The sequence below is a fragment of the Spiroplasma litorale genome (assembly GCF_001267155.1).
Taxonomy (GTDB): domain Bacteria; phylum Bacillota_I; class Bacilli_A; order Mycoplasmatales; family Mycoplasmataceae; genus Spiroplasma_A; species Spiroplasma_A litorale.
The window spans coordinates 509,632-535,025 of sequence record NZ_CP012357.1 but is presented as its reverse complement, the minus strand read 5'-3'; the positions used below and the strand labels follow the sequence as shown (position 1 = coordinate 535,025).

27 protein-coding genes are annotated in these 25,394 nt (G+C 22.4%); 3 read left to right on the top strand and 24 right to left on the bottom strand.

The window, feature by feature from the left end:
* Positions 1-2 precede the first annotated feature (2 nt).
* The 7 genes from SLITO_RS02560 to holA form a co-directional block, all read right to left on the bottom strand.
* Complete coding sequence (locus tag SLITO_RS02560) at positions 3-725, bottom strand: hypothetical protein (protein ID WP_075058222.1); 723 nt, start codon at positions 723-725, stop codon at positions 3-5.
* Positions 726-863: 138 nt separating this feature from the next.
* Positions 864-1,475, bottom strand: a complete 612-nt coding sequence (locus SLITO_RS02555; protein WP_075058221.1) for a dephospho-CoA kinase — start codon at positions 1,473-1,475, stop codon at positions 864-866.
* Positions 1,476-1,489: 14 nt separating this feature from the next.
* Positions 1,490-2,935 carry a hypothetical protein gene (locus SLITO_RS02550; protein WP_075058220.1) on the bottom strand — a complete coding sequence of 482 codons (1,446 nt, stop codon included), beginning with the start codon at positions 2,933-2,935 and terminating at the stop codon, positions 1,490-1,492.
* Positions 2,936-3,078: 143 nt separating this feature from the next.
* Positions 3,079-4,134: a hypothetical protein gene (locus SLITO_RS02545; protein ID WP_075058219.1), complete on the bottom strand. Its 1,056-nt coding sequence runs from the start codon at positions 4,132-4,134 to the stop codon at positions 3,079-3,081.
* 6 nt (positions 4,135-4,140) lie between these two features.
* A complete protein-coding gene (locus SLITO_RS02540; protein ID WP_075058218.1) occupies positions 4,141-4,422 on the bottom strand; it encodes a hypothetical protein in 282 nt (93 codons plus the stop codon).
* Between the two features lie 61 nt (positions 4,423-4,483).
* A complete protein-coding gene (locus SLITO_RS02535) occupies positions 4,484-5,905 on the bottom strand; it encodes a hypothetical protein (protein WP_075058217.1) in 1,422 nt (473 codons plus the stop codon).
* Positions 5,906-5,929: 24 nt separating this feature from the next.
* Positions 5,930-6,886, bottom strand: coding sequence for a DNA polymerase III subunit delta (gene holA, locus SLITO_RS02530; protein WP_075058216.1), 957 nt, complete (start codon positions 6,884-6,886; stop codon positions 5,930-5,932).
* Between the two features lie 139 nt (positions 6,887-7,025).
* Between holA and rpsT the strand changes: the two genes are divergently transcribed.
* The gene (gene rpsT / locus SLITO_RS02525) at positions 7,026-7,268 is read left to right on the top strand and encodes a 30S ribosomal protein S20 (RefSeq protein ID WP_075058215.1); all 243 of its coding nucleotides are present in this window, start codon (positions 7,026-7,028) and stop codon (positions 7,266-7,268) included.
* Between the two features lie 22 nt (positions 7,269-7,290).
* On the opposite strand, the gene SLITO_RS06075 is transcribed toward rpsT, so the two are convergent.
* From SLITO_RS06075 to SLITO_RS02495, 6 genes are all read right to left on the bottom strand, one after another.
* Positions 7,291-8,079: a ComEC/Rec2 family competence protein gene (locus SLITO_RS06075; protein ID WP_200901512.1), complete on the bottom strand. Its 789-nt coding sequence runs from the start codon at positions 8,077-8,079 to the stop codon at positions 7,291-7,293.
* A gap of 1,240 nt (positions 8,080-9,319) precedes the next feature.
* On the bottom strand, positions 9,320-9,862 hold the full coding sequence (locus SLITO_RS02515) for a hypothetical protein (RefSeq protein WP_075058213.1): 543 nt from the start codon (positions 9,860-9,862) through the stop codon (positions 9,320-9,322).
* 107 nt (positions 9,863-9,969) lie between these two features.
* Entirely contained in the window at positions 9,970-11,028 is a 1,059-nt protein-coding gene (locus SLITO_RS02510; RefSeq protein ID WP_075058212.1) for a hypothetical protein, read from the bottom strand.
* A gap of 6 nt (positions 11,029-11,034) precedes the next feature.
* Positions 11,035-11,637 (bottom strand): LemA family protein, encoded by a 603-nt coding sequence (locus SLITO_RS02505; RefSeq protein WP_075058211.1) that lies wholly within the window; start codon positions 11,635-11,637, stop codon positions 11,035-11,037.
* Positions 11,638-11,853: 216 nt separating this feature from the next.
* Complete coding sequence (locus SLITO_RS06110; RefSeq protein ID WP_235443376.1) at positions 11,854-12,378, bottom strand: hypothetical protein; 525 nt, start codon at positions 12,376-12,378, stop codon at positions 11,854-11,856.
* A 298-nt stretch (positions 12,379-12,676) separates the two neighbouring features.
* On the bottom strand, positions 12,677-15,367 hold the full coding sequence (locus tag SLITO_RS02495; protein WP_075058209.1) for an endo-beta-N-acetylglucosaminidase: 2,691 nt from the start codon (positions 15,365-15,367) through the stop codon (positions 12,677-12,679).
* Positions 15,368-15,397: 30 nt separating this feature from the next.
* Between SLITO_RS02495 and SLITO_RS05915 the strand changes: the two genes are divergently transcribed.
* A complete protein-coding gene (locus tag SLITO_RS05915) occupies positions 15,398-15,853 on the top strand; it encodes a hypothetical protein (RefSeq protein ID WP_144416399.1) in 456 nt (151 codons plus the stop codon).
* A 391-nt stretch (positions 15,854-16,244) separates the two neighbouring features.
* Here SLITO_RS05915 and SLITO_RS02485 read toward each other — a convergent pair whose 3' ends face one another.
* The 9 genes from SLITO_RS02485 to SLITO_RS02445 form a co-directional block, all read right to left on the bottom strand.
* Positions 16,245-17,009 (bottom strand): hypothetical protein, encoded by a 765-nt coding sequence (locus SLITO_RS02485; RefSeq protein ID WP_075058207.1) that lies wholly within the window; start codon positions 17,007-17,009, stop codon positions 16,245-16,247.
* Between the two features lie 117 nt (positions 17,010-17,126).
* Positions 17,127-17,570: a hypothetical protein gene (locus SLITO_RS02480; protein WP_075058206.1), complete on the bottom strand. Its 444-nt coding sequence runs from the start codon at positions 17,568-17,570 to the stop codon at positions 17,127-17,129.
* Between the two features lie 62 nt (positions 17,571-17,632).
* The gene (locus tag SLITO_RS02475; protein ID WP_075058205.1) at positions 17,633-18,112 is read right to left on the bottom strand and encodes a hypothetical protein; all 480 of its coding nucleotides are present in this window, start codon (positions 18,110-18,112) and stop codon (positions 17,633-17,635) included.
* 119 nt (positions 18,113-18,231) lie between these two features.
* Positions 18,232-20,874, bottom strand: a complete 2,643-nt coding sequence (locus SLITO_RS02470) for a valine--tRNA ligase (RefSeq protein ID WP_075058204.1) — start codon at positions 20,872-20,874, stop codon at positions 18,232-18,234.
* 143 nt (positions 20,875-21,017) lie between these two features.
* Positions 21,018-21,806: a hypothetical protein gene (locus SLITO_RS02465; RefSeq protein WP_075058203.1), complete on the bottom strand. Its 789-nt coding sequence runs from the start codon at positions 21,804-21,806 to the stop codon at positions 21,018-21,020.
* A 140-nt stretch (positions 21,807-21,946) separates the two neighbouring features.
* Complete coding sequence (locus SLITO_RS02460) at positions 21,947-22,126, bottom strand: hypothetical protein (protein ID WP_075058202.1); 180 nt, start codon at positions 22,124-22,126, stop codon at positions 21,947-21,949.
* A 22-nt stretch (positions 22,127-22,148) separates the two neighbouring features.
* Entirely contained in the window at positions 22,149-22,370 is a 222-nt protein-coding gene (locus SLITO_RS02455) for a hypothetical protein (protein ID WP_075058201.1), read from the bottom strand.
* A gap of 164 nt (positions 22,371-22,534) precedes the next feature.
* A complete protein-coding gene (locus SLITO_RS02450; protein WP_075058200.1) occupies positions 22,535-22,762 on the bottom strand; it encodes a hypothetical protein in 228 nt (75 codons plus the stop codon).
* Positions 22,763-22,892: 130 nt separating this feature from the next.
* The gene (locus SLITO_RS02445; protein WP_075058199.1) at positions 22,893-23,096 is read right to left on the bottom strand and encodes a hypothetical protein; all 204 of its coding nucleotides are present in this window, start codon (positions 23,094-23,096) and stop codon (positions 22,893-22,895) included.
* Positions 23,097-23,277: 181 nt separating this feature from the next.
* Between SLITO_RS02445 and SLITO_RS05965 the strand changes: the two genes are divergently transcribed.
* Positions 23,278-23,439, top strand: coding sequence for a hypothetical protein (locus SLITO_RS05965; protein WP_158500621.1), 162 nt, complete (start codon positions 23,278-23,280; stop codon positions 23,437-23,439).
* Between the two features lie 86 nt (positions 23,440-23,525).
* On the opposite strand, the gene SLITO_RS02435 is transcribed toward SLITO_RS05965, so the two are convergent.
* Together SLITO_RS02435 and SLITO_RS02430 are read right to left on the bottom strand one after the other, a co-directional pair.
* Positions 23,526-24,470 (bottom strand): hypothetical protein, encoded by a 945-nt coding sequence (locus tag SLITO_RS02435; RefSeq protein WP_075058197.1) that lies wholly within the window; start codon positions 24,468-24,470, stop codon positions 23,526-23,528.
* Between the two features lie 423 nt (positions 24,471-24,893).
* A complete protein-coding gene (locus SLITO_RS02430) occupies positions 24,894-25,322 on the bottom strand; it encodes a hypothetical protein (RefSeq protein WP_075058196.1) in 429 nt (142 codons plus the stop codon).
* Between the last annotated feature and the right edge of the window lie 72 nt (positions 25,323-25,394).

Here is a 25,394-nt window from a genome sequence, read left to right as displayed (position 1 = left end):
TTTTATTTACTATTATTTTTTTTTGGTTTTTTTATATAACCAACTTCTTTTAATACATATTCAACTGTTGATTTAATTAATTCTTGCGTTTGTTCTTCTGTGTATGTATTTGAAAAATCTATGTTTTTATTTTCAGAATCAGTTTTCAGTACTTTTTTGATTATTTTGTTATTTAACTTATTTAAGCTAACCTCTTGTGTGCTATCATTTTTATTTAAAAACTGAATATCTTTGTTTAAATTTATATCATATATATTATTTTCTTTTTTAGAAGATAATTTTACTTTTTTAGTTTTTTTAGTATCTGAATTAGAAGAGGGTGATTTAATTTTCTTTGTAGTCTTATTGAATAAATTGAACTCTTGAGTTTGAGTGCTTTCTTTAATTTTTTGTTTAAGTATTTCAACTCTTGAAGTTAGTTCTGTTTCATCAATTTTTTTGTTTTCAACTTCTTCGTTTTTTGTGTTTTTATTTATTTTCTTTTTTTCTTTATCTATTTTGTTTTTCGCTTTTTCTAAAATATATTCTAATGTACCTGGTTTCGGTTTACTTCTAACGTTTCTTTTTATAATTTCTTCTTCTGTTTGAATACCATGAAGACGTCTTACTTTTTCGCTTAATTTTTTTTCAATAGTTTGAGTTTTTTTAAATATATTTTGTTCATCACAAACATGAATCTTCATGTGTTTTTGGCAAAATGTAGGTTTAGATATTGGCGTTTTCATTATTCCTCCAATAATTATTAATATGTAATATTATACTATATTTTATAATAATTATTACTATGTAAAAATAGTACCTAATGATTTAGTTGTGAATAAAATAGGGGTTTTTATTAAATACTATTTTATAACACCCCTATTTTATATAAATTTATCAACAATTTTTTTAAATAATATTAATGTTTTGTTATTATGTTTTTTATAAGTACTTTTAATTTTAAAATCGTATTTAGTATATTTATTTTTATATTTTTGAAATTTAATTATATTTTTGATTTGTTTTTTGTTTGTTTTACCAATATCTCTATTCAATATATTATTATAATATTTATGTTTTCAAAAAAAAGAGGGTTTAAATAAGATTTTAAAGTTAAAAGGGGTGCTAATACCACTTAATATTGATGCTTCAACAAAAATAACTTTAATACTTTTGTTACTCTCAGAAATTAATTTTATTTCCCTTTCAACTTCATTAGATATTATAGGTCAAATAAAATTTGCGTATAGCTCATTCGCTTTAAAATCATTAAAAATTAAATTCCTTAATTTATTTTTTATTATTTCTTTTTCTTGTATAACATTTTCAAAGTTTTTACTAATAAAATTAAATACTTCTTTTGAATTAAGCAATCTTTTTCCTATTAAATCACAACTTATATGATAAGCAATATTTTTATAGTAATTATTTATGAGTTTGTCAATTGATGTAGATTTTCCACTACCTATAACTCCATATACACCAACAATTATCATAAAAAAATCCCCTTTTAAAATTGATAAGCGACTACTTGATTGATAAAGTCTGAGATTGCAACTTTTTCTGGAGACATTTTTTTAATTAGTTTTATGCAAATTTGTCTATAGTTATGGTAATCTCTATTATTTTTTGCTTGCTCAAGCATATTAATATAAGCATCTTTTTTATCATAACTATCAAAATTACTATTTAGTCTTGTTTTTAAGCAATACCCTACTTTGGCAAGTATTTCATCTCTTTCAAAAGTTAAGGCAAAAATTTGTTCAATTTTAAATTCTGCATCTAATAAATTTCATTTATTTATTGCACTTTGATATTCACCAATTAAAGACAGCAGTTGTTTTTTATAGTTAATGAATAAATTGTGTTTAGGATTGGTTGCTAATTGACTAATAAGATTAACAAACCTTTGATCTGTCGATGTATACCATTCTACTAAACCTTCAACATAATTACCAATTTTTTTTCAGTTAATTTTTTCAATTACACTATATTTTTCAAGGGATAATCTTGCTTCTTTATAAATAGGAATATTTGTATTATTAGAAGATTCTAATAACTTAATGAAGTTTTTATAAAACAATAAAATTCTTGCTTGTAACTCTGAACTTGAAACTCTGTTTAAATCAACTTTTTTTTCAATTAATTTTTTAGATAAATTATTTGAAATTTTAACGTTTCCTTCAGAAGACATATCAATATCTCTTAAAACAGATTTATTTATTGTTCCTCAACTGCATTCACCGCAAATTGTTCCTATAAAACTAAGTACAATAAAAATTATTTGAAGAATGAAGGGCATTAAAATTCACATCCAAACATTAAATACTGTTGATTCTGTTAAAATTGCACTATTCGATGAAGAAAATCATGCGAATGATAATCAATAACATTGGCTAAATTGACCTTCAAGAACTGATGCTATATGTTTTATAGATTCCTCAGTTAACGATGGCGCACCATTAGACAAATCAAAATATCATGTTGCACCAGTTAAAAATGGCGATGCTGACAAGTATGATAAAGTTGCAACAATTATTAAAAAAAACATAAAAAATCAACATAAAATCATTGTAATTTGATAGCTTCTTATGGGTCTAACAACTGTTGAATTACCTTTTCTATTTTTAGTTTTGTACCCTATTGTATGTAAAATAATTCTTCAAATTAATAGTGCTATAATTATCGAACCAGTTATCAATGGCAACCAAACTATTAAAAAAGGATCACTCTTCACAACAAAAATTGGATAATCATTATATTTATAAAAAAGTGACATAAATAGACTATAGTTTTCATTAAAAAAACTATTAATGTTATTAATATTATCCATATTAATAATTGGTGAAAAAAGCATTGTAAGACTAAAAATTACCATAATAAAAGCGAAAATCATAAGAGAAGTTATCATAAATACTGATTTTCGATTTTCCTTTAATATTTTAATGTTTGACATCTTATTGCCCTCTCAATTGCATATATATTATACTACATTTTGCAAATTTTTAAAAGGTCACTACTTTTGTGTAAACTTATAGTTTAAAGACTTTTTTAAACTACTTATGCAATCGACTTGTAATTTGTATTTAATTTATTCATTTAATTTTCAATGTATTTAATAAATTGGTCAAAGTCAGATTTTAAATCCCTATATGTTAGACAATCATTTATTAGTTGAACTTGTTCTTCAGTTAATTCAAAACCTTTATAGTAGAACCTTTGGTTGTCAATCAGTGATATTCCATCTTCTTCAATAATATGTTCAGGAGACAAACAATGTGGGATTATTTTTTTATTTAAAATATTGTCTTTTAAATATTTAAAATAAGGTCTGTACTCCCCTCTTCCAGGTCCCAAGTTAATTATTCCTATACAATATTTTGGATCGATAACAAAGAAACTTATTACTAATCTTTTAGTATTGTTATCAATAAAGTTTGCAATTGTTTTATTTGTTAACAAAAATGTTTTTCTATCTAAATCCGAAACTTTAAAAAATTTAAAAAATGTATTATTAACTACATTATGAAAATAAAAATCTACAAACTTATAATTTTGTTCTTCAATCATTTTTTCTAGAACCACAATATTTTTTTGACTATCTAATAAATCAAATTTTACTCCTGAATTTTCAATAAAATCATATAATGTTTCAAATGTTCTTTGACTAAATATATAATCATACATTTCAAATAAAACATAACTAATTATATTAAGTATTTTTTCTTTTATATTATTATCAATTTCATCACTTAAAACATCTATTGCTCTATATTTTTTTAATTCACCGACCATGGAAAATTTGTATTCTCCATTTAATAATGTGATCAAAAAATAAAAATACTTTAAAAACAATAGTTCTTTACTTGTTAATTTTATTTGTTCTTCTTTTGTTTTGATTCTTTTTTCTACAATTGCTTTTGCAACTTTTGCAATTTGATTGAACTGCTTTAAAATTTGATTTGAATCAAAACTATTAAATTTTTCAAAAATAATTTTTATAAATGGCTCATTAATAACATCAATTTCATCAATTGAATCACTTTTAAAATCAATATATTTAAAATAGTAAGAACCATCAAGTTTTCGGCTCATTCAACTTTCTAAAAACTCACTTGGTAATATTAAGTTTTTTTTAAGTACCTTTTTTTTCATTATATTTTAAACATCCTTTTCTAACAATTCGAGTTGTTTATGAGGAGAGATTTTAGTAGCGGTTATAATAGTATTTGTTATTATGTCAACAACAAAATATATATCATTTTTTCTAGACTTTATATATATTGTTTTAGAAGTTTGAAATGAGTAAGATGAATTGTCTATCATATCGATAATAATGTCTTTTAATTTAAACTCATCTTCTTCTTTAAGGTTTAATCTCTGTTTAATTCTATGAATTGCATGAGTTGAAAAACCGTATTTATGCTTATAATAAAAACTCATAGATACCCCTTAAATAAAATATGTATATTATTTAAATTATATAGCATTTAGATTGAATTTATTAATTATTATCTTTTTCATCTTTATTTTTTTTGTTTTTCTTATTATTTAACCAATCTACAAATTCTTTTACTTCTTCTTCAGGTTCAAATAAAGTGCTATCCATTTCATAACTTTTTCCTTGCATTGCGGCATTAATGTAATTTTCATATTCTAATTTTGCTTTCATCATTTTTTCTTTATCAAGTCTTGGGTTTAAAATTAATATTATGATAACTTGAATTATACAGAATAAAGTTGAAACAAAATAAACCCAAAAAATAGCTTTTGTTTGTGAATAAGATAATTTTGACTTTAAATAACTAACCATGTTGTTTAAAGCAGTTGAGTTTGACTTTATTCAATCATTTATATCGTTCTGACTTGTTTTACCTTCAACTTTAGCAAGCAAAGACCCTATCGAAGTTTTTATATAATCATCACCTTTAAATGCAAACATAAATAAACCCATTAGATTATATGAAACAAAAAAGATGAATACTATTGTAAAAATTGGAAGTAATGTTTGAATATGAAACTTATCTTTGTAAAATTTTGGCGATTGTACAAGAATATATATAGTATATGCACCAAAAAATATAAGTAAAATAATTGTTATTATACTTAAAACACCACTAATTGGTAAAACGCCAACAGTTGTGGCCATGGTTCATTTAGAATATTCAAAATTTTTTTCTTTAAAAACATTTGTTAAAGACGAGTTGAAACCTCAATTTGTAAAATCATCATAATTATTAACAACAGTGCTATTCAGAGTAATAAAAACATGCGTAATCAAATAAAAAACAATGAATAAGCCAATAAAACCAGCAAGTATAAATTTTAAATACTTTGTATATTTAGGTTTTGAAGTATATGGATAAAATCTTTGATCTTGAAATGGATGTATCTTAATGTTGTTATTAAAAAATTGATTTCCATTTAAATTATCTTGAAAATTATTTGAATTAGAATCAGTATTAGGTTTTTCCTTTTCTTTATCTACAACTTCAGGTTCTACTTCAATTTTTTCAGAATGTAAAGATTTGGCTTCCTCACTTATAACTGCTAAACCTTTTATTAAATCGGCAGATATTTCATGTTCTAAATTAAGTGTTTCTCGATCAATTTTATAATTATTAAAGCAAAATGTTTGAAAAAAAGTAACATCCGCTAAAATTTCATCAACTTGTTTATTATCTGGTTTTTCAAACTTAATTTTTTCTTTTAATAAATTAACAAGAGCTTTACCAAAAACTCTACTCCATTTTTCATCTAAAAATGTTGCTTTATGGTCAATTTCCAAAGAAAGCATATTATCAACCATCAATATTAATTGATCTTTTAGTATTTTATTTTCCAATGATTTAACTTTTAAAATGTCACTTTTAAAAGTATTAGATAAATTTTTTACTAAAATTTCATACAATTTATTAACTTCCACTATTATCTACCTTTCAAGTTGATATTAATTATTTATAAACAATTTAACGAATATCAATTCAGGAATAATTTTATTATCAATTGTTCCATTTTTTAATGATTTATCTAAATAACATATCATATTTATTTTATCATTAATTATATCTAACTTATTGTTTTTTTTACTTGATAAAATTTTAAATCTATATGGATTTAACGAAAGTTTATCGATTATTTCATTATCTTTTAAACCGTTCATTTTATAAAAAACTATATTTCTTATTGTTATTAAACTGTTAGCAACCAATGTTATAAAACCAAATATATCATTATTAAATTCTTGGAATAGTTTAAATTTTTTTATAAAAGATTGAAAATCATTATCCAAAAGAGAGTCAAGCATATTAAAAACATCAAAATTTAAATATTTTTTTACAATTGAAGTAACAATGTCTTTGTTAAAATCTTGATTAAGTGTAGTAAATTTACTTAATTCATTTGTAAAAACCCCCATATCATTGGGCAAAATATCTAAAAAATAGTCAATAGCCTCTAAATCATAATTAATGTTATTATCAATAAATTTTTTTATTAATATTTCTTTTTTTTCTATTAAAGTTGGTTGTTTTACATTTAAAACCTTGCAATTCAATTCAAAATCTTTGCAAATTTTTAATCTTTTAGAATAAGTTGAATTGTTCAAAGTAAATATAATACTTATTTTAGGGTTTTTAATTGATAATATTTTTTTAATTAAATCAATATTGAAAGAACTATTTAATTTCACTTTATTTTCGGTTAAAAACCAACAATCAGAAATAACTATAATTTTTTTATCATTAAATAATGACATTGTTTGACATTCTTCATAAATATCTATTGTTTTATTATCAATTAAAGAAAAAAATAGCACTTCATTATTCGAATTATCACTAATTTTGTTGATTATTTTTTTTGTCTGCATTTTAATTAGATAATTATCATCCGAATAAACAAGATACACATTTTCACCTTTTCTATTATAAATTTTACATATTAAAACTTAATTTTATTAAAATATTTATTTTTTTTTTAGAATTTTATTACAATTTATTATATACTCTATTATGTAATATATTTTGCTTAAAAAAGAGGTGAAAATAATGGCAAACATAAAATCACAAGAAAAAAGAATTCTTACAAACGAAAAATCAAGAATTGCTAATAAATCATTTAGAAGTAAAGTTAAAACAGCTATCAAAAAAGCATTAATTGCTAAAAATGATAATAATGAAAATAAAGATAAATTAGTGAATGAAGCTGTAAGTTTACTTGATAAATCTGTTGTAAAAGGTATTTTTAAAGCTAATAAAGCTGCACGTGAAAAATCAAGACTTATGAAGTAATTTAATATAAAACCTTGTTTAGTTAAAACAAGGTTTTTTTTATTGTTTTTGAGCTATTTTTATTAATGTTATATTTATAATTGTTTTCATTATTTGTAACACTTATACTACAATTATATTTATTTAAAGTTTCTATAGTCTCTTTGGAAGGAAAATCTTTATATTTTTCATGTTTACCACTAATATAACAATTATTAGGTCTTAATAATTTAATAAATTCATCAGAAGTACTAGTTTTACTACCATGATGTCCAATTTGTAAAAAATCAACTCCACCATTGTCTATTTTATTAATAAATTCATTGTTTTCAATTAATTTATTTTCTGTTTTTTTAGTAGCATCTCCAACAAATAATAGTTTTTTATTATTTAATTCAATAAATGAAATTATTGAGTTATCATTTTCATCCTTGTTATTTAGATAAACAAAATTACTTATAATAATATCTTTTATTATAATTTTATCAACTATATTATCATTAAAATATATGTCATTAATTTTTATATTTTTCTTTATTTCATTAAGTTGATTATAGTGATCCGAATGATAGTGACTTATTATTGCAGCTTTTACATTTCTAACGCCTTTATAATCAAGATAGTTTTTGAATATTGATTCTGAATAACCGTATCCAGCTCCAGCATCTAAAATAACATAGTTATTTTTATTTTTCAACAAAAAACTATTTCCATTGCCAACATCTAACATTACAATGCTATTTTCAAATATATTTAATTGATTATATTGAATCAATGACAAAAAAAATGAGAAAAATATAGTTCTAAAAATTATTTTAAATTTTTTATTCATAAATATATAAACATTTAATATTTTTAAAAATATAAAATATATTATTAAAAATAACAAACTAACCTTACCAACTATCAAAATTTTATTAAAAATGTTTAAAAATCTTGAGACACCATCTAAAATACTATATAAAAAATTGGATAAGTTAACTAAATAAGGGAATAAAATACATATAATATAAGACATAAATATTAGAGGAAATAAAACCACTTCAAATATAGTAGAAAATAATCAAATTTTATAGTGAAAATGAATTTGTAAAGGAAACGAAATGAAAATAACTAGCAAAAAATTGTAAATAACTCTTTTTTTAGATATTAATATTTTATTATTTTGATCTAAGTATAACAAATTGAAAGCTATACTATAAAAAAAACCAATAGAATAAATAAAACTTGGGTTTAAAGAGAAAATTATAATCCATTGAAGACTTTGTAAGTTCCATTTTTTTATATTGATTATTTGTAATTTATTCAAATACCTAAAAAAAATACTTAAAGTCGATTTAATTATTATCAGTTTTAACCCCAATAAATAATTATAAATAAGCAAAAGTAAAATAAAAATAGGTTTAAATTTCTTGTAATTATCTTTTTTTAATATTTTTTTATCAATAAATCTATCGAGAATATAAAAATTTAATCCCCCTAAATTTATAACATGAGATATACCAAGGTCATTGAGTGTTTTTAATAGTGTAATGTCATTTTTATTTTGGAATATTAATAATTTTAAAAGAATATTATTATTTTCACTCATTTTTCAATAATAAAAAGAGAGGGTTTTATACTTTCTAACAACTTGGTTTATATTATAAATCTCATATCTTACATTATTTTTTCTTAAGTAGCTGTTAAAATCAAAACCCCAATTAACATGGTGTTTACTGAGTTTTTTCATCTCCCCTTCTATATAAACTAACTCCCCTATCGAAAATTTATACTTCCCTACTCTTATATAGTAGCTAGACATTAGCCTCCTGACTAGAATATAGTCTTTCTTTACTGCCGTAACTTTGTAAACTCCCTCATGGGAGATAAACACATTTGATTTTAATACAATGAAAATAAAAATTTGAAAAATAACAATGATTATGATGAATATATAATTATTTTTTATATTTAAAATATAAGGAAGTCACAGGATCATGAATAATAGATAAATGACATAGTAGTTATTAAGATTAATTACTAATATACTAATAGCAAAAACTATAAAAGTGAATAAAATTTTATACTTATTAAAATAAGATGAAATATGTTGCAACATTTATAAATTCTAGCAATTCTTTAACACTTTTATATTTTTCGTTTATTATCTTAATGCACTCTTCTATAGTTGAATCTTCACGTATAAATATTTCTTTTAAACTTTTAGACAACTTCCGATCTAATCCATACTTAATAAAGAAATCATTGTCAATGTTATATCTATTGTATTTCTTAGTCAAACTATCATTTTTAGGAAATATCACTATTTCACCAATATCATAAAATTTTTTATTTTCATAAACATCAAAATAAAAATTAATTTTTTCTAAATTATTAAAACTTAAAAAATCATTAACACTATTTATTTTATTATTACTCGTTTTTAGTATTTTATTTGGTAATAAATTATTATTTAATAATTCTACGTTGAACTTTATTTTAAAATTAATATATTCTTCTTTTTTATTTTTTTCAATATTTTTATTTATATTTATTTCTTTATTTAAAATTATGAAACCAAAACCTAAAAAAAATGTTAGTATAAAAATAATAAAAAATTTTTTATAATTCATTTTAAATCACCAATTATAATTCGCTCATTTTTTTTTTTTTTTTAATTACTTTAAAAAAAAAAAAAAAAAATAGACACTAAAATTTAGTGTCTATTTAGTTTATTAAACTAATATATTTTTTCTATATAATTAAATGACCTTGATAATAATTCAAAATCTCTTGTTACTTTATTAATTAATTGTTTTTTAAATGAGTCAAAATTTTTAATTTTTTTATAGTTTAATGCACCGATTTGAAAATCAATTTTATTTGTGTAGTCTGTTTTTCGACTTTTACTTACATAAAAGTTTTTATTTATACCAAATTCTTTAAAATCTTTATCGTTAAGTGTTGACATCTTATCAATTAACTTAGGACTTAAAAATCTTGCAGCTCTAATATCATTGCTTGGAAGATTAATATCGTACTTTTTATTAAATACTACTGATTCGGTTTGAAAATTTTTATCGAAGTGTTTTCCTTTTGTTATTTTTATTCCATCATAACTTTGATCAAATTTTGTATTTTTATAAAATAAATCATCTGTTGATATGTAATATACTTTAGTATCAGTATTATTGTTATTCTTATTGCTAATTAGTGTACTTATAGTTCTTTCATGAGTATATTTAATTGGATGATTAATTATGAAATGAACTTCATTATCTTTAAAAGTAAATTTTATTACATTGGGTTTCGGAAGATCTCTGTTACTTTTTTTAATTAATGTTAATCTTGACCCATAATTATATTCAAAATAATTATTTGTAGAGTTAACATCCATTAAAAATTCTTTATCAGTATCTCCAAGTTTTATACTTTTAAAATAATATTCGTAAACCTTTTTTGTTTTTTCGTTATCAAATTGACTTGATTTTAAGCTTTTGTATATTTTTGAAGGACCCATTTTAGTGTTATAAAACAGAAATGTAGATACTAAAAGTATTACAAAAATAATCGAAAATACGTATGATATAATTTTAAAATAATTTTCTTTAAATATTTTGTTTTCTAAAAAAAATGGTAATGCAATTAATGCACCTGCAATTAGAAAAAATATTATTGTTAGTCCTATCAAAACAAAACCAATAAAATATGATTTTTTAAGGCTGTTAATTAATTTGATAAAATTGTCATCTTTTGAATAAATTTCTTCGATTTGTTGCTTAAGAGCTTCTGTATCCATAATTTATTAAAATTTAATTTTAACGTCTTCTCTATCTGATTCTGATATTTCAAAAAATGGCATAAAAGTATATCCTAATTGGCTCGCTGCTAAATTAGTTGGATATGTATTAATAGACTGGTTAAATGAACTCACATTAGAGTTGTAAATTCTTCTTGAAGCTGATATGTTTTCTTCAATATTTGTTGATTCACGCATTAAATCTTTTATTAAATCGTTAGATTTTAAATTTGGGTAATTTTCAACCTGAACTGATATTCTTCTACTTATATCATTTAATTGAGAAGCATTTTGCATTAAATCATTAATATTTCCACCTGTACGCATACTAGTAAGTGAAACTTGAATATCTTTTTCAAATTCAATACTTCCTTTTACAGCGTCAACTAATTTAACAAGAGTATCTTTTCTACGTTTTAGTTGAACATCGATACCCGCTTCTGCCTCATCGATTTTAACTTTTAACCTTTTTAAACTGTTTAAATTTATAACATGTATTATAAGACCTATTAAAACTAAACATAGTAATATTCAAAATAAAATACCAAATATATTTTTTTTGGGTTTTTGACCAACTTGGCTATTTGGATCAATTGTGTTGTGACTCATTATTTATTTTCTCCTATATTTCTAACTCAAAAAAATAATAGCTTCTGCTATTATTTTTTACATTCACAATTACAATCACAACTTACATTACCTTCAGTTGTACCGCATTTACAATCTTGTTTTTTATTGTCTTCCATTATATCACCTCTCTAAAATATTCTACAATATTTTAGTAAAATTATCAATAATTTTATAAAAAGGGAAAAAAATTTGAGCTTATATTTTTGTTGAATTATTGAATTTATAAAAACTAAAAAATCCAATAATTGGTGCTATTACAGCCATTGAAAATAATGGTGCATAGACATTTTTAAAAGGTATTACATTGCTTATATTTAATGTTATTAGATATAAATTTTGACCTCCATTAAAAGCATTAACATAAGTTATATAAAATAACCAATTAAAGTATTTTTCAACATTGAAATAACTAATAAATTGATAAATAATATTATTTGTATAATTAGAATCTATTAAGTAGTCACCAAAAGAGATTATAAATATTAAGTACGCAAAACTAACAGCTTGAATCAAATAGATATTTTTAATAAAACCACTAATTAAAAGTGAAATAAAGTATATTACAATTATATTTAAAACAATGAAGAATAAAACAAATATAAAAGTTGGGCTAGAAATAGTCGTTTTAAATAAATTCATAATTTTATTGATATCTTCAATAATATCAATTAGTAATAAAGTAATACAAACTATTAATAACGAAATTAAAGAATAAACCAAATAAACAACCCCTAAGGCAATTAAAAATGTAACATTATTAATTTGAAAATTCTTTATTTGTTTTAAAAAAATTGTTTCTCTTCAAGAAATTATTAAGTGAGTTACAAATAGTGAACAAAGGTTTAACGAAAAGAGTAATATGGGTGCAATTGTAATTATCCTATTATCATCTATTCTATTTTTGATTAATAAAAAATAGAATAGAATCTCAAATATTAAAGGTATTAAAAAAATATAGATATAAGTATAAGAAGATACTAAAGTAGATTTAAATAAATAACTGATGCAACGATTTAGTTTATTTGTTTTCATAATTTTTTATATTTAAATTAAATTTATAAATATCTCCTTTCAAATTAATATTTTTATAAATTGGTTTTATACCAATTGTAATTCCCTTATCATATTTTAAATCTCTTAAATAGTATTGATTTTGATTTGTTTCACCAGCTCTATATCATAAATTATTATATTGTATATATATTTCAAAGTAATCAACATCTGATATGACATTATTATCGGTTTCTCAAGAGAATCTTATATTATTTAATATATTTTTATTAAATTCTCGATAAACTACATATTCTGATTTCGGGTTTTTTATTAAAATAACATTAGTATTGTATTGATAATTGTTACTTTTTATTGTTAATTCACCAACATTAAATTTAAATTTATTTGCATTAGGTTTTATATTTAATCCTACCATCGCTAATACATTGTTATTACTTAAATTATCTTTACTTAAATTATAAACAGCTTCTTTTCAACCATTTGATTTTTCAATAACTCTATCAGGTTTAACAGTTTTTATAGAATTGTCATTTACAACCCCTTTTGCGTCTGAGAAAGTTAACCTCATTGAAACATCAGGTGATTGATCAACTTGTTTAACATTATCCTTATAAACTATGCTAATTGTTTTATTGTTATCAACTATATTTGTACCAATAATGTCTCAACCATAATTTAATGATTTATTTCAATTTTCTGCATCTAATATTTTTCCTGTTTCATCAAATCCAGAACCAATTGAAATTGAATTACCTTTGCTATATACTTCATCATAATCATACCCTCCTGAAAATTGATCAATTCTTAAGGGATTATTTCTATTTTTTGAATCAAATATTCTTCATTTGTATGTTGGGAGAGCATCAGCCAACCTCCTATTTGTTCATGGGTAATTAATGATTTCGTTATTATTGACAAATTTAATTCCATTACCTGTTGAGAAATTTGTTTTAATAATGCTATTATCAATATTTTCATCAATAAATATAGTTTTTTCTTTAATTAAATTTCCAATTCCATAACTTGATTGATTAATACCACCAAATGACTCATAATTGTATAGGGTTTTTACTTTTTCATTAACTTCATACTTTTTATCAAAATGTATTCTAGGATCTGCTTTTATATATTCTTTTTTATATTCTAATCCATTCAAAATATCTTTCAAGCTGCTTAAATCTTCTCCTTTATCTTTGTTTGATAAAAATAAATTTGAACCACTGTATAAAATATCATTAAAATGATTTGCAATTTGATTTTGAAATAAATACTTTCTAATATCACTCATATTTCTAGTAGTTAATTTAAGTGCGTCATTTGCAAATTGACCCGAACCTTCATCCGCATATGTTGAAAAACCATTAAAAATTGATTTATCATATTTTTGATTTGAAGACCCTGGTTTATTCTTTTTATAAGCAAGACTTTGAAAATCTAAAAAACCAAACGATTGAGCATTTCATCCTATATCAACTATTGTATTAATGTTTGATCCTGTGTAATCTTTATATTCATTTAAAAAATGTGTTGAATTTTCTGGTGTTTCTCCAAAATCTACTTGAATATCAATTAACTTTTTAAAGTTTTCATCTTCATATTTTGCTGAAACCATATAAGTTGTTTCTTTATCATAGTATTTTTTTTCTATATCTGAATAATTTAAAGTAGCACTATTTCTGTAGTATATTAATTTTAAATTTTTAATATTTTCATCTTTTGAAGTTGATGTTTTTTCTTGAAATTGGCTAATTATTTTATACATTTCTTTGTAATCCAAAATTGTTCCATTTGGTTCTGATCCATTTGATTCATTGTTAATAAATCAGCCATCAAACCCAATATAATTTGCAATTTCTATTAATTTATCCACGACTAAATAATTTCCTGAAGAGTCTTTTTTCATAAAATCATTAAGCATGTCTTTTGTTAAACCATGATAACCATCAAGAAAAATATCTCCATATATTTTAGTACCATTTGCATGGGCAATTTCAATAAAATCTGCTGGTGGAGGCACAATCGGTCCTTCAAATCACGAACCTGACCAGTTAATAAAAACATCATTATATTGTCAGTTTAAATTTGTATTTTCAAAAGGATTTTTTGTACCAACAACTGTATTATCATAAGTTCTATGTTTTCTAGTTGAAAATCCTAAATAATTAAATCTTAATCTTTCATCTTGTGTATCAACATTATTAGCTGCAACATATTTTTTTTGTTTAGGTTGTTTTGTTGATTTATTATATTTTGCGTCGTTATCTTTATTTGGCTCTCAGTCTAAAATTGAATTAATCATTCTATAACTTTGAGCTGGTGAAGATATTCCAAAGTCATATGAATAATTACCATTTGGCATAAAACCTTTATTTAAGGGTACTCCAGTTACACTTTGTTTTTTTATGTTTTGATCCCATTGGAAACCTGTATTAAAATTTTCATAATCAATGTGATCATTATATAATTGAGGTGTAATATTTCCCATATCATTAATTGATTCATTAAATTTTGTAATATAATCTTCAGAGTAAGGGTTGTAATCAATACCATCTCCATACATTGGATCATTTCAATTAAAGTTTTTAAAATTATTGTAATAACTTTTATTGGTACTTGGGTCCGCTAAAAAATATATTTCTGATATAAAAACTAGAGGCATAATTGCAATTAATGTCATATAAATTAGTTTTTTCATTATTTTTTATCTCCTCAAGCAAAAAACCTAATGTATAAATACAATATAATAGCTACAAATATTAAGCAAGGTATTAATGATTGGTACATACTATCAAATGGAATATATGCAGAGTTTTCTCTTGGTAATATTTGTGTAAAACCATACTTATCAAAAATAGCATATGAGGAAACCATCATTCCCGATCAAACAAAATATTTAATAGGATTAAAATATCCAATTATCAACAATAATAAGTTATTGTTCATTATTTTTGGGTTCAATACCGTATCAGAAAATATGATTGTAAAAAACAATATTATAATTATATATAGCAAATTTACTGATCTTTTTTTTGATAATGATGTTAAAAAAAATGATAAAACAGTTAGAAAAAAGATGGTTAATAACATTGTCATTATATATAAAATTCAAACACCAAAATTTAAGTTAGATAAAATTTTTACATGTATCACCAAATATCCTGTTTTACAAAGAATTAAATAAGTTATGTAATTAATTAAAAAACTGACTGTATTTAAAATTACATTAATTAAATAAATAGATATTAAAAAATCTCTTTTATTTAAGTTTCCTAATAATAATTTTTTTAGATAAAATCTTTTTTTCCAATCAATAATTGTTATTGAAATAAAAAATGAAGTACAAAATATTGAAATTGATAAAATATTTAATAACAATGGAGGTAAGAGTATATTTTTAAATATATTTGTATTTATTGTTATTAAAGCAAAAAATAATATAAATGGTAGCAAAAAACTTCAAACATATGTTTTATAATTTGAAAAGTTATTTTTTAAAAAAATAACAAAAGTATTTTTAAAATTATTTTTAGCTCACATTATTTTATTCCCTTATCTAATATGCGTTAACTAATTTATATAAAATTGTTTTTGTTTCCTTTATTTATGAATACAAAGTTATAAGTTTCATCAACAAAATCTTTTAACTGCTTGTTCAAAGAAGTTTTTGGTTTTGCTTCTGGTTTTTTATCTGATGGAGGTAAGTCTCATTTTGGTTGATCATTTTCATCTAATTGAACATATCCACCAAATGAATAAAAATCAATACTTAAACCATATTCTATATTTCTACCTAGTTCATTAATTCAAATTTTAATTCATTGGAAAAATACCAATGCATTATAATACTTAAATGCTCATAAAACTATTTCACTTGTAGGATTAATTAAATTATTAGTTTTACCTAATATGACATTAATTTTTGATTCTGCATATAAAGCTCTAAGTATATATGCGCTTTGAAATTGAACTTCATCTGAATTATATATATCATTTAATAATTTGTTTAATTCAAAATTTGGAACACCATATGAATCTGTGTCGCCTACATAATGATTTTGCTTATAATAATAATATTTTTCAATATAAACACTAGTATAATGATCAACTATATTTTTAATTGAATTGTTTATTTGCTTTAAAGATTCTTCGTGCAAATTAACCCAAACATCTAAAAATTTATCATTTTCTTCTGGTCAATCTTTGTTTTTGCGTATGATTTGATTTAATTTATCTTCAAGTGTATTATTGTTTTCATTCAAATTTTGGCTAATAAAAAAATTGCACAACGAAATAATGATTATTGGAAACAATAAAAATATAAATAAAATTTTTTTCATTCTTATCACCGACTATTTTGAACAATAATATTATAGCATTTAAATATGTTATTTTTTTATTATAATCTTGCTAAAAAAATAAAAAAATTAGCTTATAAACTAATTTATGATTATATATTATTTTTGTGTTTTAAAATCTACAATAGACATAAAACATATTGAAGAAATACTTATTGGTAAGAAAACACACAACATACTTAAAGATATTACCGCTTCTTTATCCGAAGATTGTGCTCTAGCACCAGCAACAATTAAGAATATACCAAATATGATCAATAATAAACCTATAACCATGAAACTATAGTTCATTATTCTATTATATTTATCAATCTTTAATAGATTAGCAATTAATGTAAAAATACCCATAATTAAACCTACTGCTAAAACTGCAATATATATAATTAATCAAATAAATACTTGATTATCTTTTGATGGAAATTTACTTCCCTCAAAAAAAGTATAATATTTATATCCAAATTTATCACTCAAAGTTAAAATCAATACAGAAGTCAACAATGTTATTAAAAAACTTGACAATAATACTATTCATGATGCCTTCATAAATAGCCCCTTTCTAATAATTTCAATATTTATTATACACCTTTTATAAGTGCTAAAATAAATTATTTAAGTGAATTTGCCTTATATTCAACAATACAAGTCCATATAGTAATACCAGTTAATGAAACATAACCTAAATTAATAAATACTTGTAATATAATTAAAGAAGTTTTTGATGATGAATTTATAGTACCCCCACTAAGTGTCATACAACCAGCAATCAACATCATAAGACCACTAAAGAAAGCAATGAAAACTACTGGAATTTGAGTCATTGCTGCATATTTATTATAAGTTGTATTCTCATAAAAATACCCCATTACTAGCACAAAAATGCTTATAACTGATGAAATAACAGACATCGACAACATTAGTTTGATTCATATTTGAATGTTTTCTAATTTTGATGGGAATTTTATTCCACTATAATATTCATACAATAACTGATTTTTATATTTGAAATCTGGCAATGTTAAAGACAGTGTAGATATTATCAACAATGCAATTGAAGTAATTAACATTACAATTCATACTTTTTTCATAATTAATGCCTCTCTATAAATATTGAATTACAATTATACAATATAGATTTTATCAAATATAATTGCAATTTAATTAATTATTATTGATTTTTTTTATGTCAATAACATATGATATTTAATTAATTATTATTGATTTTTTTTACTATGGCATCGTATTGAGTTTTATATATATTATATTTTTCTTTTTCCTCAGCTATTTTTTCTTTACTTGCTTTGCTAAGAAAATTTTGATTATTTAATATATTTTCGCTTCTTTTGATTTCTTTTTCTAAATTATTTTTTGTTTCAATCAATGAGTTTTTTATTTCTTCTTCATTAATGAAATCAGAATTTTTTATTTCTAAAAAATAATCTCTAACAGGTATACTTGTAAAATCAGAATTAAAATTATAATCTGTATTTAAAATTGAATTTGCAAGATTTTTTGCAAAATATGATACATATAAAATATATTTATTTGAAATAAATTTTGATTTTATAATGTTAAGACCAAAATCTAATTTAAGACTATTTTTAATATTTTGGCTTGCCCTAAACTCTCTTATTGAGCTAATTATTTGGAAGATGTTCTCAATTTGATCAACATTAAAGTCATATACTCTATCATCATAAACTTCATTTAAAATTGAAGCTTGTGAACCAAATTGTAAATATATTTCTTCTGTCATAAAAGGACAAAAAGGATGAAGCAACAATAAAATTTGTTTTAGTACATATATAAGGGTTGCTTTTGTATTAAGTTTTTCTTGTTCTGACAAATTATCATTTATTAATTGAACTTTTGCAAGTTCTAAATATCATGAACAATAATCTTCTCAAATAAAGTTATAAATAACTTTACCAATCACTGCAAACTCATATTTATCTATATTTTTATTCACTTCTTCTTTACATAAAGATAATTTATTTAATATTCATTTATCAATCAAGTTATTATCACTAAATTTTTCAACAAAATTTTTATCAAATTCATTTTCTGTAAATTTTAAATCACTATTCATGAATACAAATCTAGATGCATTTCAAACTTTATTTAAAAAATTTCATGAAGATTTTAATTTTTCTTCACTATATCTTAAATCTTGACCTGGAGTTGAGTTAGTTATTAAGAAATATCTTAGTGCGTCAGCTCCATATTGTTCAATAACTTCCATTGGATCTACACCATTGCCGAGTGATTTAGACATTTTTTGTCCATTTTCATCTCTTATAAGACCGTGGATTAAAACATCTTTAAATGGTTTAGAATTTGTAAATTTTAATCCTTGGAAGATCATTCTAGCAACTCAAAAAAAGATAATATCATATCCTGTAACCATAACTGAAATTGGATAATAATTATTCATTAGTTTTGATATTTTACTAGGATCTCACTCCATTGTTGCAAATGGTCAAAATGCGCTTGAAAATCAAGTATCTAATACGTCTTGATCTCTTATTCAATTTTCAATATCTTTTGGTGGTTCAATACCAACATAAACTTCTTCTTTATTGTTTTTGTTATATCATGCGGGTATTTGATGACCTCATCATAATTGTCTTGAAATTGTTCAATCATAAGCATTTTCCATTCAAATTTCTAATGTTGAAGAAAATCTATTTGGGTAAAAATTAATTTTATTATCTGATTTTTGAAGATCTAATACAATTTTAGATAGTTCATCCATTTTCACAAACCATTGTTTTGAAACAAGTGGTTCTATAATTACACCACTTCGTTCTGAGTAACCCACTTGATGTAATATATCATCGATTTTTTCAACTAAATTCTTTTGCTTTAAGTTATTTATTAATAATTCTCTAGCTTCAAATCTATCCAAGCCAACATAATCAATTGCTTTTTCATTCATTGTGCCGTCAAGATTCATAACATTTATAAGATCTAAATTATGTTTTAAAGATAATTCAAAGTCATTAGGATCATGAGATGGAGTGCATTTCATAACACCAGTACCAAAATCAACCTCAACATATTCATCTGCAATTATTGGAATTAATTGATCATTTGCAGGATTAATAACTTTTTTACCAATATATTCTTTATATCTAGAATCACTTGGGTTAATAACCAAACAAACATCACCAAACATTGTTTCTGGTCTTGTTGTTGCAACAATTAAATAATCTTTTTTGTCTTCAAAAAAGTACTTAAAATAATACATTTTCCCTTTTGTTTCTTTATATATAACTTCAATATTAGAAAGTGCAGTTTTTTGTTTTGGATCTCAATTGATTATTCTTTCACCACGATATATAAGGTTTTTATTATACATTTCAACAAAAACATAATTTACTATTTTATTAAGTTCATCTGAGTAAGTAAATTTTTCTTTTGAATAATCTAAAGATAAGCCTAATTTGGCTCATTGTTGTCTTATATTTTGACTATATTCTTCCTTTCATTCTCAAACCTTATCAATAAATTTCTCTCTACCTAAATCATATCTTGATATATTGTTTTTTCTAAGTCTTTCTTCCACTTTTGCTTGGGTTGCAATACCTGCATGATCCATACCAGGAATTCATATTGTATCAAAACCACTAAGTTTTTTGTATCTAATTAATAAATCTTGTAACGCACCATCTCAAGCATGACCTAAATGTAACTTTCCCGTAACATTTGGAGGAGGAATAACAATTGAAAATTTAGGTTTTTTATTATCTTGTTTTGCTTTAAATAAATCTAATTCTAATCATTTCTTATATTTGTTACTTTCAACTAATAAATGATTATATTTTTTATCTAATATATCTTTTTTCATATGCCCCTCTTTAATACTAGGTTAATTATACCAATTAAATAAAAAAAAGAGTTATAAACTCTTTTATATTATGGATAATATAAGTATTTTTTTCACAACAAATGTTATGAAAAAAATAAAGTCATAACACTTGTAAAATTAAATTAATATTCCCCGAAATAATTACTTCGTGGTGGTCAGGTTCCTTTTTTAACATCTTTTCACATTTCAGAAAATTTGTATTTTACAACAGTAAAAACTCTATACTCTCTTGTTGTCATAGTTGTTTTTTCTCTATTTTCAATTTCTTCATTAATTTCTTTTTCATTAACACCTAGCAATTTACTGCATTCTTCTGTTTTTTTACAATTACTTGATATTTTTTCAATGTTTTTTCTTAATCTATTTGTAAAACGAACCATAGCAATTTTATATCCAATATAAAATAAGGTAGCAAAAAACAATGAAGAAAATATAGCTCACATAAATGTTGCACCAATTAAAAATATTTTCTGATCAATTACAAAACTAAATTTATTTAGATATTTATTAGATAAATTATTAGCTAATTCAAGTGAAAATACTTCAAAATCCTCAATGGTGTTAGAAACTGTCAATAATCAATATATATTTAAAGTCAAAAAAGGAGTTATTAAAAGTATTGTTTTTGTAAAAGTTCATAGATTTTCAAATCTTAAAAACCAATCATAACTCTTAACCATTCCATAACTAACTCTGAATCTTTTAATTAATCTTGACATTTCCAAATAAAATTTCACAAGTATTCATAAAACTATAAAAATACCAAAGATTATCTTTATTATAGTTATTCGTTTATATAGTTCTTCATTATTTAAAGGGTCAACTAAAGAAGTAACAAAAAAGGCCAAACCAAAAAAAGCAAGAATAATATAATTTATAAGTGATTTTTTGGTTATAGTTATCTTTTCCATGCTTTCTCCAAATTACTTCATTTATATATAATCTAATACTTAAATTATAAACAAATAATATTAATTATGCAAATATTTTTAATACGTGGTCGTATTAATAATAAATAATCTACTATTTTTGATTAGATATAAAAATAAAATTAAGTTTTACCACCTAAATTTAAACTTGGAGTAGAATTAGATTGTTCATAACCTCTTCATCAATAATGGAAATACCTACTAAATTCAACATTAATAGTTAAATTTTTATAGTTTTTAACAAACTCTTCATTATTTTTTGCATAATCAGTAATATTAAAAAGAGTTATCGAATTATTCAAATTTTCCTTCCAATTTTCACCTTTATCATAACTTTATTATTACATGTTGAAATTTATTATATTTATAACTTAAATCTTTTTGTGATGTATTTCTTTCAATATCAGGAAAAGTTGGATTATAGTCGTCAATTATTTTATTATAATTCATATTAATAATATCATTACCCAATTTAAAATATTTTTTATTAATAACAAATAACCTATTTAAATTAATTAAAGTTAAAAAAATTAATAATTTTTTCATTTATTTACCTCCTATTTTTCATAGGGAAATTATCTGAGCAAATAAAAAACTAGCAATAGATAGTTCATGATTCTAAATTAAAAATAGATTGCTAGTGTTGCTAGCAATCTATTTGCTTATTAATATAATAACACAACTCTTATTATTGTTTTAAAAATATGAGACTAATTTTCGCTTTCCTTATCCTTTTCTCCTAATTTAGCTTTTAATTCCAATATCTCTTTTTGAAGCTTTAAAATCTCTATTTCCTTATCAAGATCCTTATTATTGCTAAAATTAATATAATTTAATTTATTATTTTCTTCTTTTTCAATTTCCTCAATCACTTTTTCTAAATCACTAACTGTTTTTTTTCTTTTTCAAATACTATTTTTATCATAAACGTGTTTCATATCTACTAAAAGTCTACTTTTTTCATCATTTTCAACTGATTTATACTCTTTTATATAGTCTGCAATATATTTATCGATTACTTTATCTAAATAAGGACTGTTTTCATAAACAAATTCAGGGGGGAACTTTCTAATAAACCAAAGACTGTTGTGCCTGCCAAACCTTTATTATATAAATCATTTGGATCATAAAAATTAGTTTTAAAATATTCTTCATATTTATCTCTTTTTTTCTTTTTACAGTTTCATATTCCCTATTTCATTTTTTTCTAGCTTCCCTATCTTTTGCTGGTGGGATTCCTAATAATCAACCAACTGCTCCAAATATACTCATCTCAACATCTTCTTTTCTTAAATTATAATAAAAAAAATATGCTTAAAAACATACTTTTTAAAATATAGAATATACAACCCTAAAGAGACCAGAAATATTTTATAATATTTGGTTTCTTTTTTTATTATATAAGTAATTTTGCAAGTTATTTCTTTTAATTATAAATTGATCGAATAATAATTTGAATTCTTGAAAATTTTTAAATTCATTACCGTATTGTGCAAAAAAACATTCTTTATATCAACCATTCAAAGATTCTGTTGGTGCATTATGTTTAAATCCTGACTCAGACATTGATAAAACAACATTCGGATATAAATCAATAACATTTTTAACAGCATAAGATGTATTTGCGGTTCCTCTATCAGTTTGAATTATTGAATGGCTAACCTTATGTTTATTAATAACTTCTATTACTTCGCAAATAGTTTATTTAACAATTTCTGAATTTTTAGTTAAATCAAAATTATAAGCAATCATTTCCCTGTTAAATCAATTGTAGGCAAACTCTCCTAATATTTTAACTTTTTTTCCTTTAATTATAAGGTCTAAGTAAGAACCATCAATTCAAATTTTTTGAAAGTTATATTGTGTGCTAAAATCTTTTTTAATTAAGTCTGGTACAATGTTTCCTCTTTGGTGAGTGGTTCTTTTAGAATCTCTTTTAATTTTAACTAGATCAACTAACTTATTTTTTCTTAATTCATTTATTATTTTGTAACTAATATTAATATTAAAAACATCTCTAATTCAAGAACTTACATTTCTTGAACCAGAAGATCCATTCTTTTTTGAAAACTTGTTTATTAAGTCTATCGCTTTATTGTTATATTTTCTTTTTAATTCTACTTTTTTATTTTCAGATAGTTCTTTTTGATTTTTATTTTTTCATTTTGCATAGTTAGCAAAATTAACAAATAAAGCTTTGCATTTATCTTTTATGCTTAATTCAGTAGAATCATCAAAATAAATTATGTTATAGGTGTTATTTTTTCAAACCTTCTTACTTGTTTCTATCTTCATTTGAGTCTTCGATAAATTCATGCAAGAAGGCATGCGCTTTTCCAAAAAATTTATTTTAGCCTTATCTTTTAGTTTTTCTTTTTTAAGTTTACTTAATTCTTTTTCCAACTTTTTATTTTCTTCTTTAAGAATCTTGTTTTCAATGTCTTTTTTTATATAAATATTAACCTCACAAGGCGAATAATCTAATTCGCTTTCTAGTTCATTAATATTATATCTTTTTACTCATTGTTTTATTTGTGGTTGCCCACTTTTTAAATTTAATTCTTCGGCAATTTTAGAAGCTTTTTCACCAGCAAGAAATTTCTTAATTGCTAATAATTTTATCTTTTTGTCTATTATTTTCGGCATAAAAAAACACCCTTTCTGTAGAAACAATTATTTAAAAAAATTTTAAATAATTTGGTCTCTTTAGGGTTGTCTATTTTTATTATTTATCCACTTTATTTTTTCTTTTAAGAATTTTATTTTCTTTGGTAACATTTTTTTTGTTAGTTTCAATGTGCTACTTATAAAATTAATTAAATATAAAATTTTACATGTCTTTTATAATTTTCGTGTCAAAACCTTAAATTTTTAGAATGTAAACCATTAAAAAAATAGGTTTTATACCTTATTTTTTCGCTTTTGCAAAAAACAAACCTACAACTATTGATAGTATATTAGCCACATAAATATAATTATTTGGACCAGATATCTCAAACAGTCGCTATTATCAAACCAAGTATTAAACTTGCACATTTATATAATCAAATTTTATTATATGAATAAAGATTATATCTTATTTTCTTCGACTTTTTTCTTTAATATTTCAGTTAATTTAGCAAATTTTTGTTCTTTATGTAAAAATAATTTTGTTCATAAATAATCAATTTGATTTTTTGTTTTTTCAGTAATTTTAACTTTTCCTTTTATTACTCAATCAAATCAAAACCTAGAAATTGGAGAAGTGTAACTAAAATCTCTCGAAAGCATAGAAGTATAATTAGCTATAAAATCAACTACTGTAATATTATTAATATCCATAATACTTTCAATAAATTTTTCATCACTTTCATAATTTACTTTTACATTATAACTATATAATCGTAAATAATATTCAGCTTGTCTTTGAGTAATTTTATCAAAAGTTAAAAAAACTTCAGCAAAAACTTTTGTTTGTTCGCCTTGATTCTTGATTTCTTCATCCCCACTATCAATCATTTTTTGAGCATCACTTATTATTTTATTAATATTTTCAATTTCTTTAGTATAAGTATTATTGATAGTATTTCA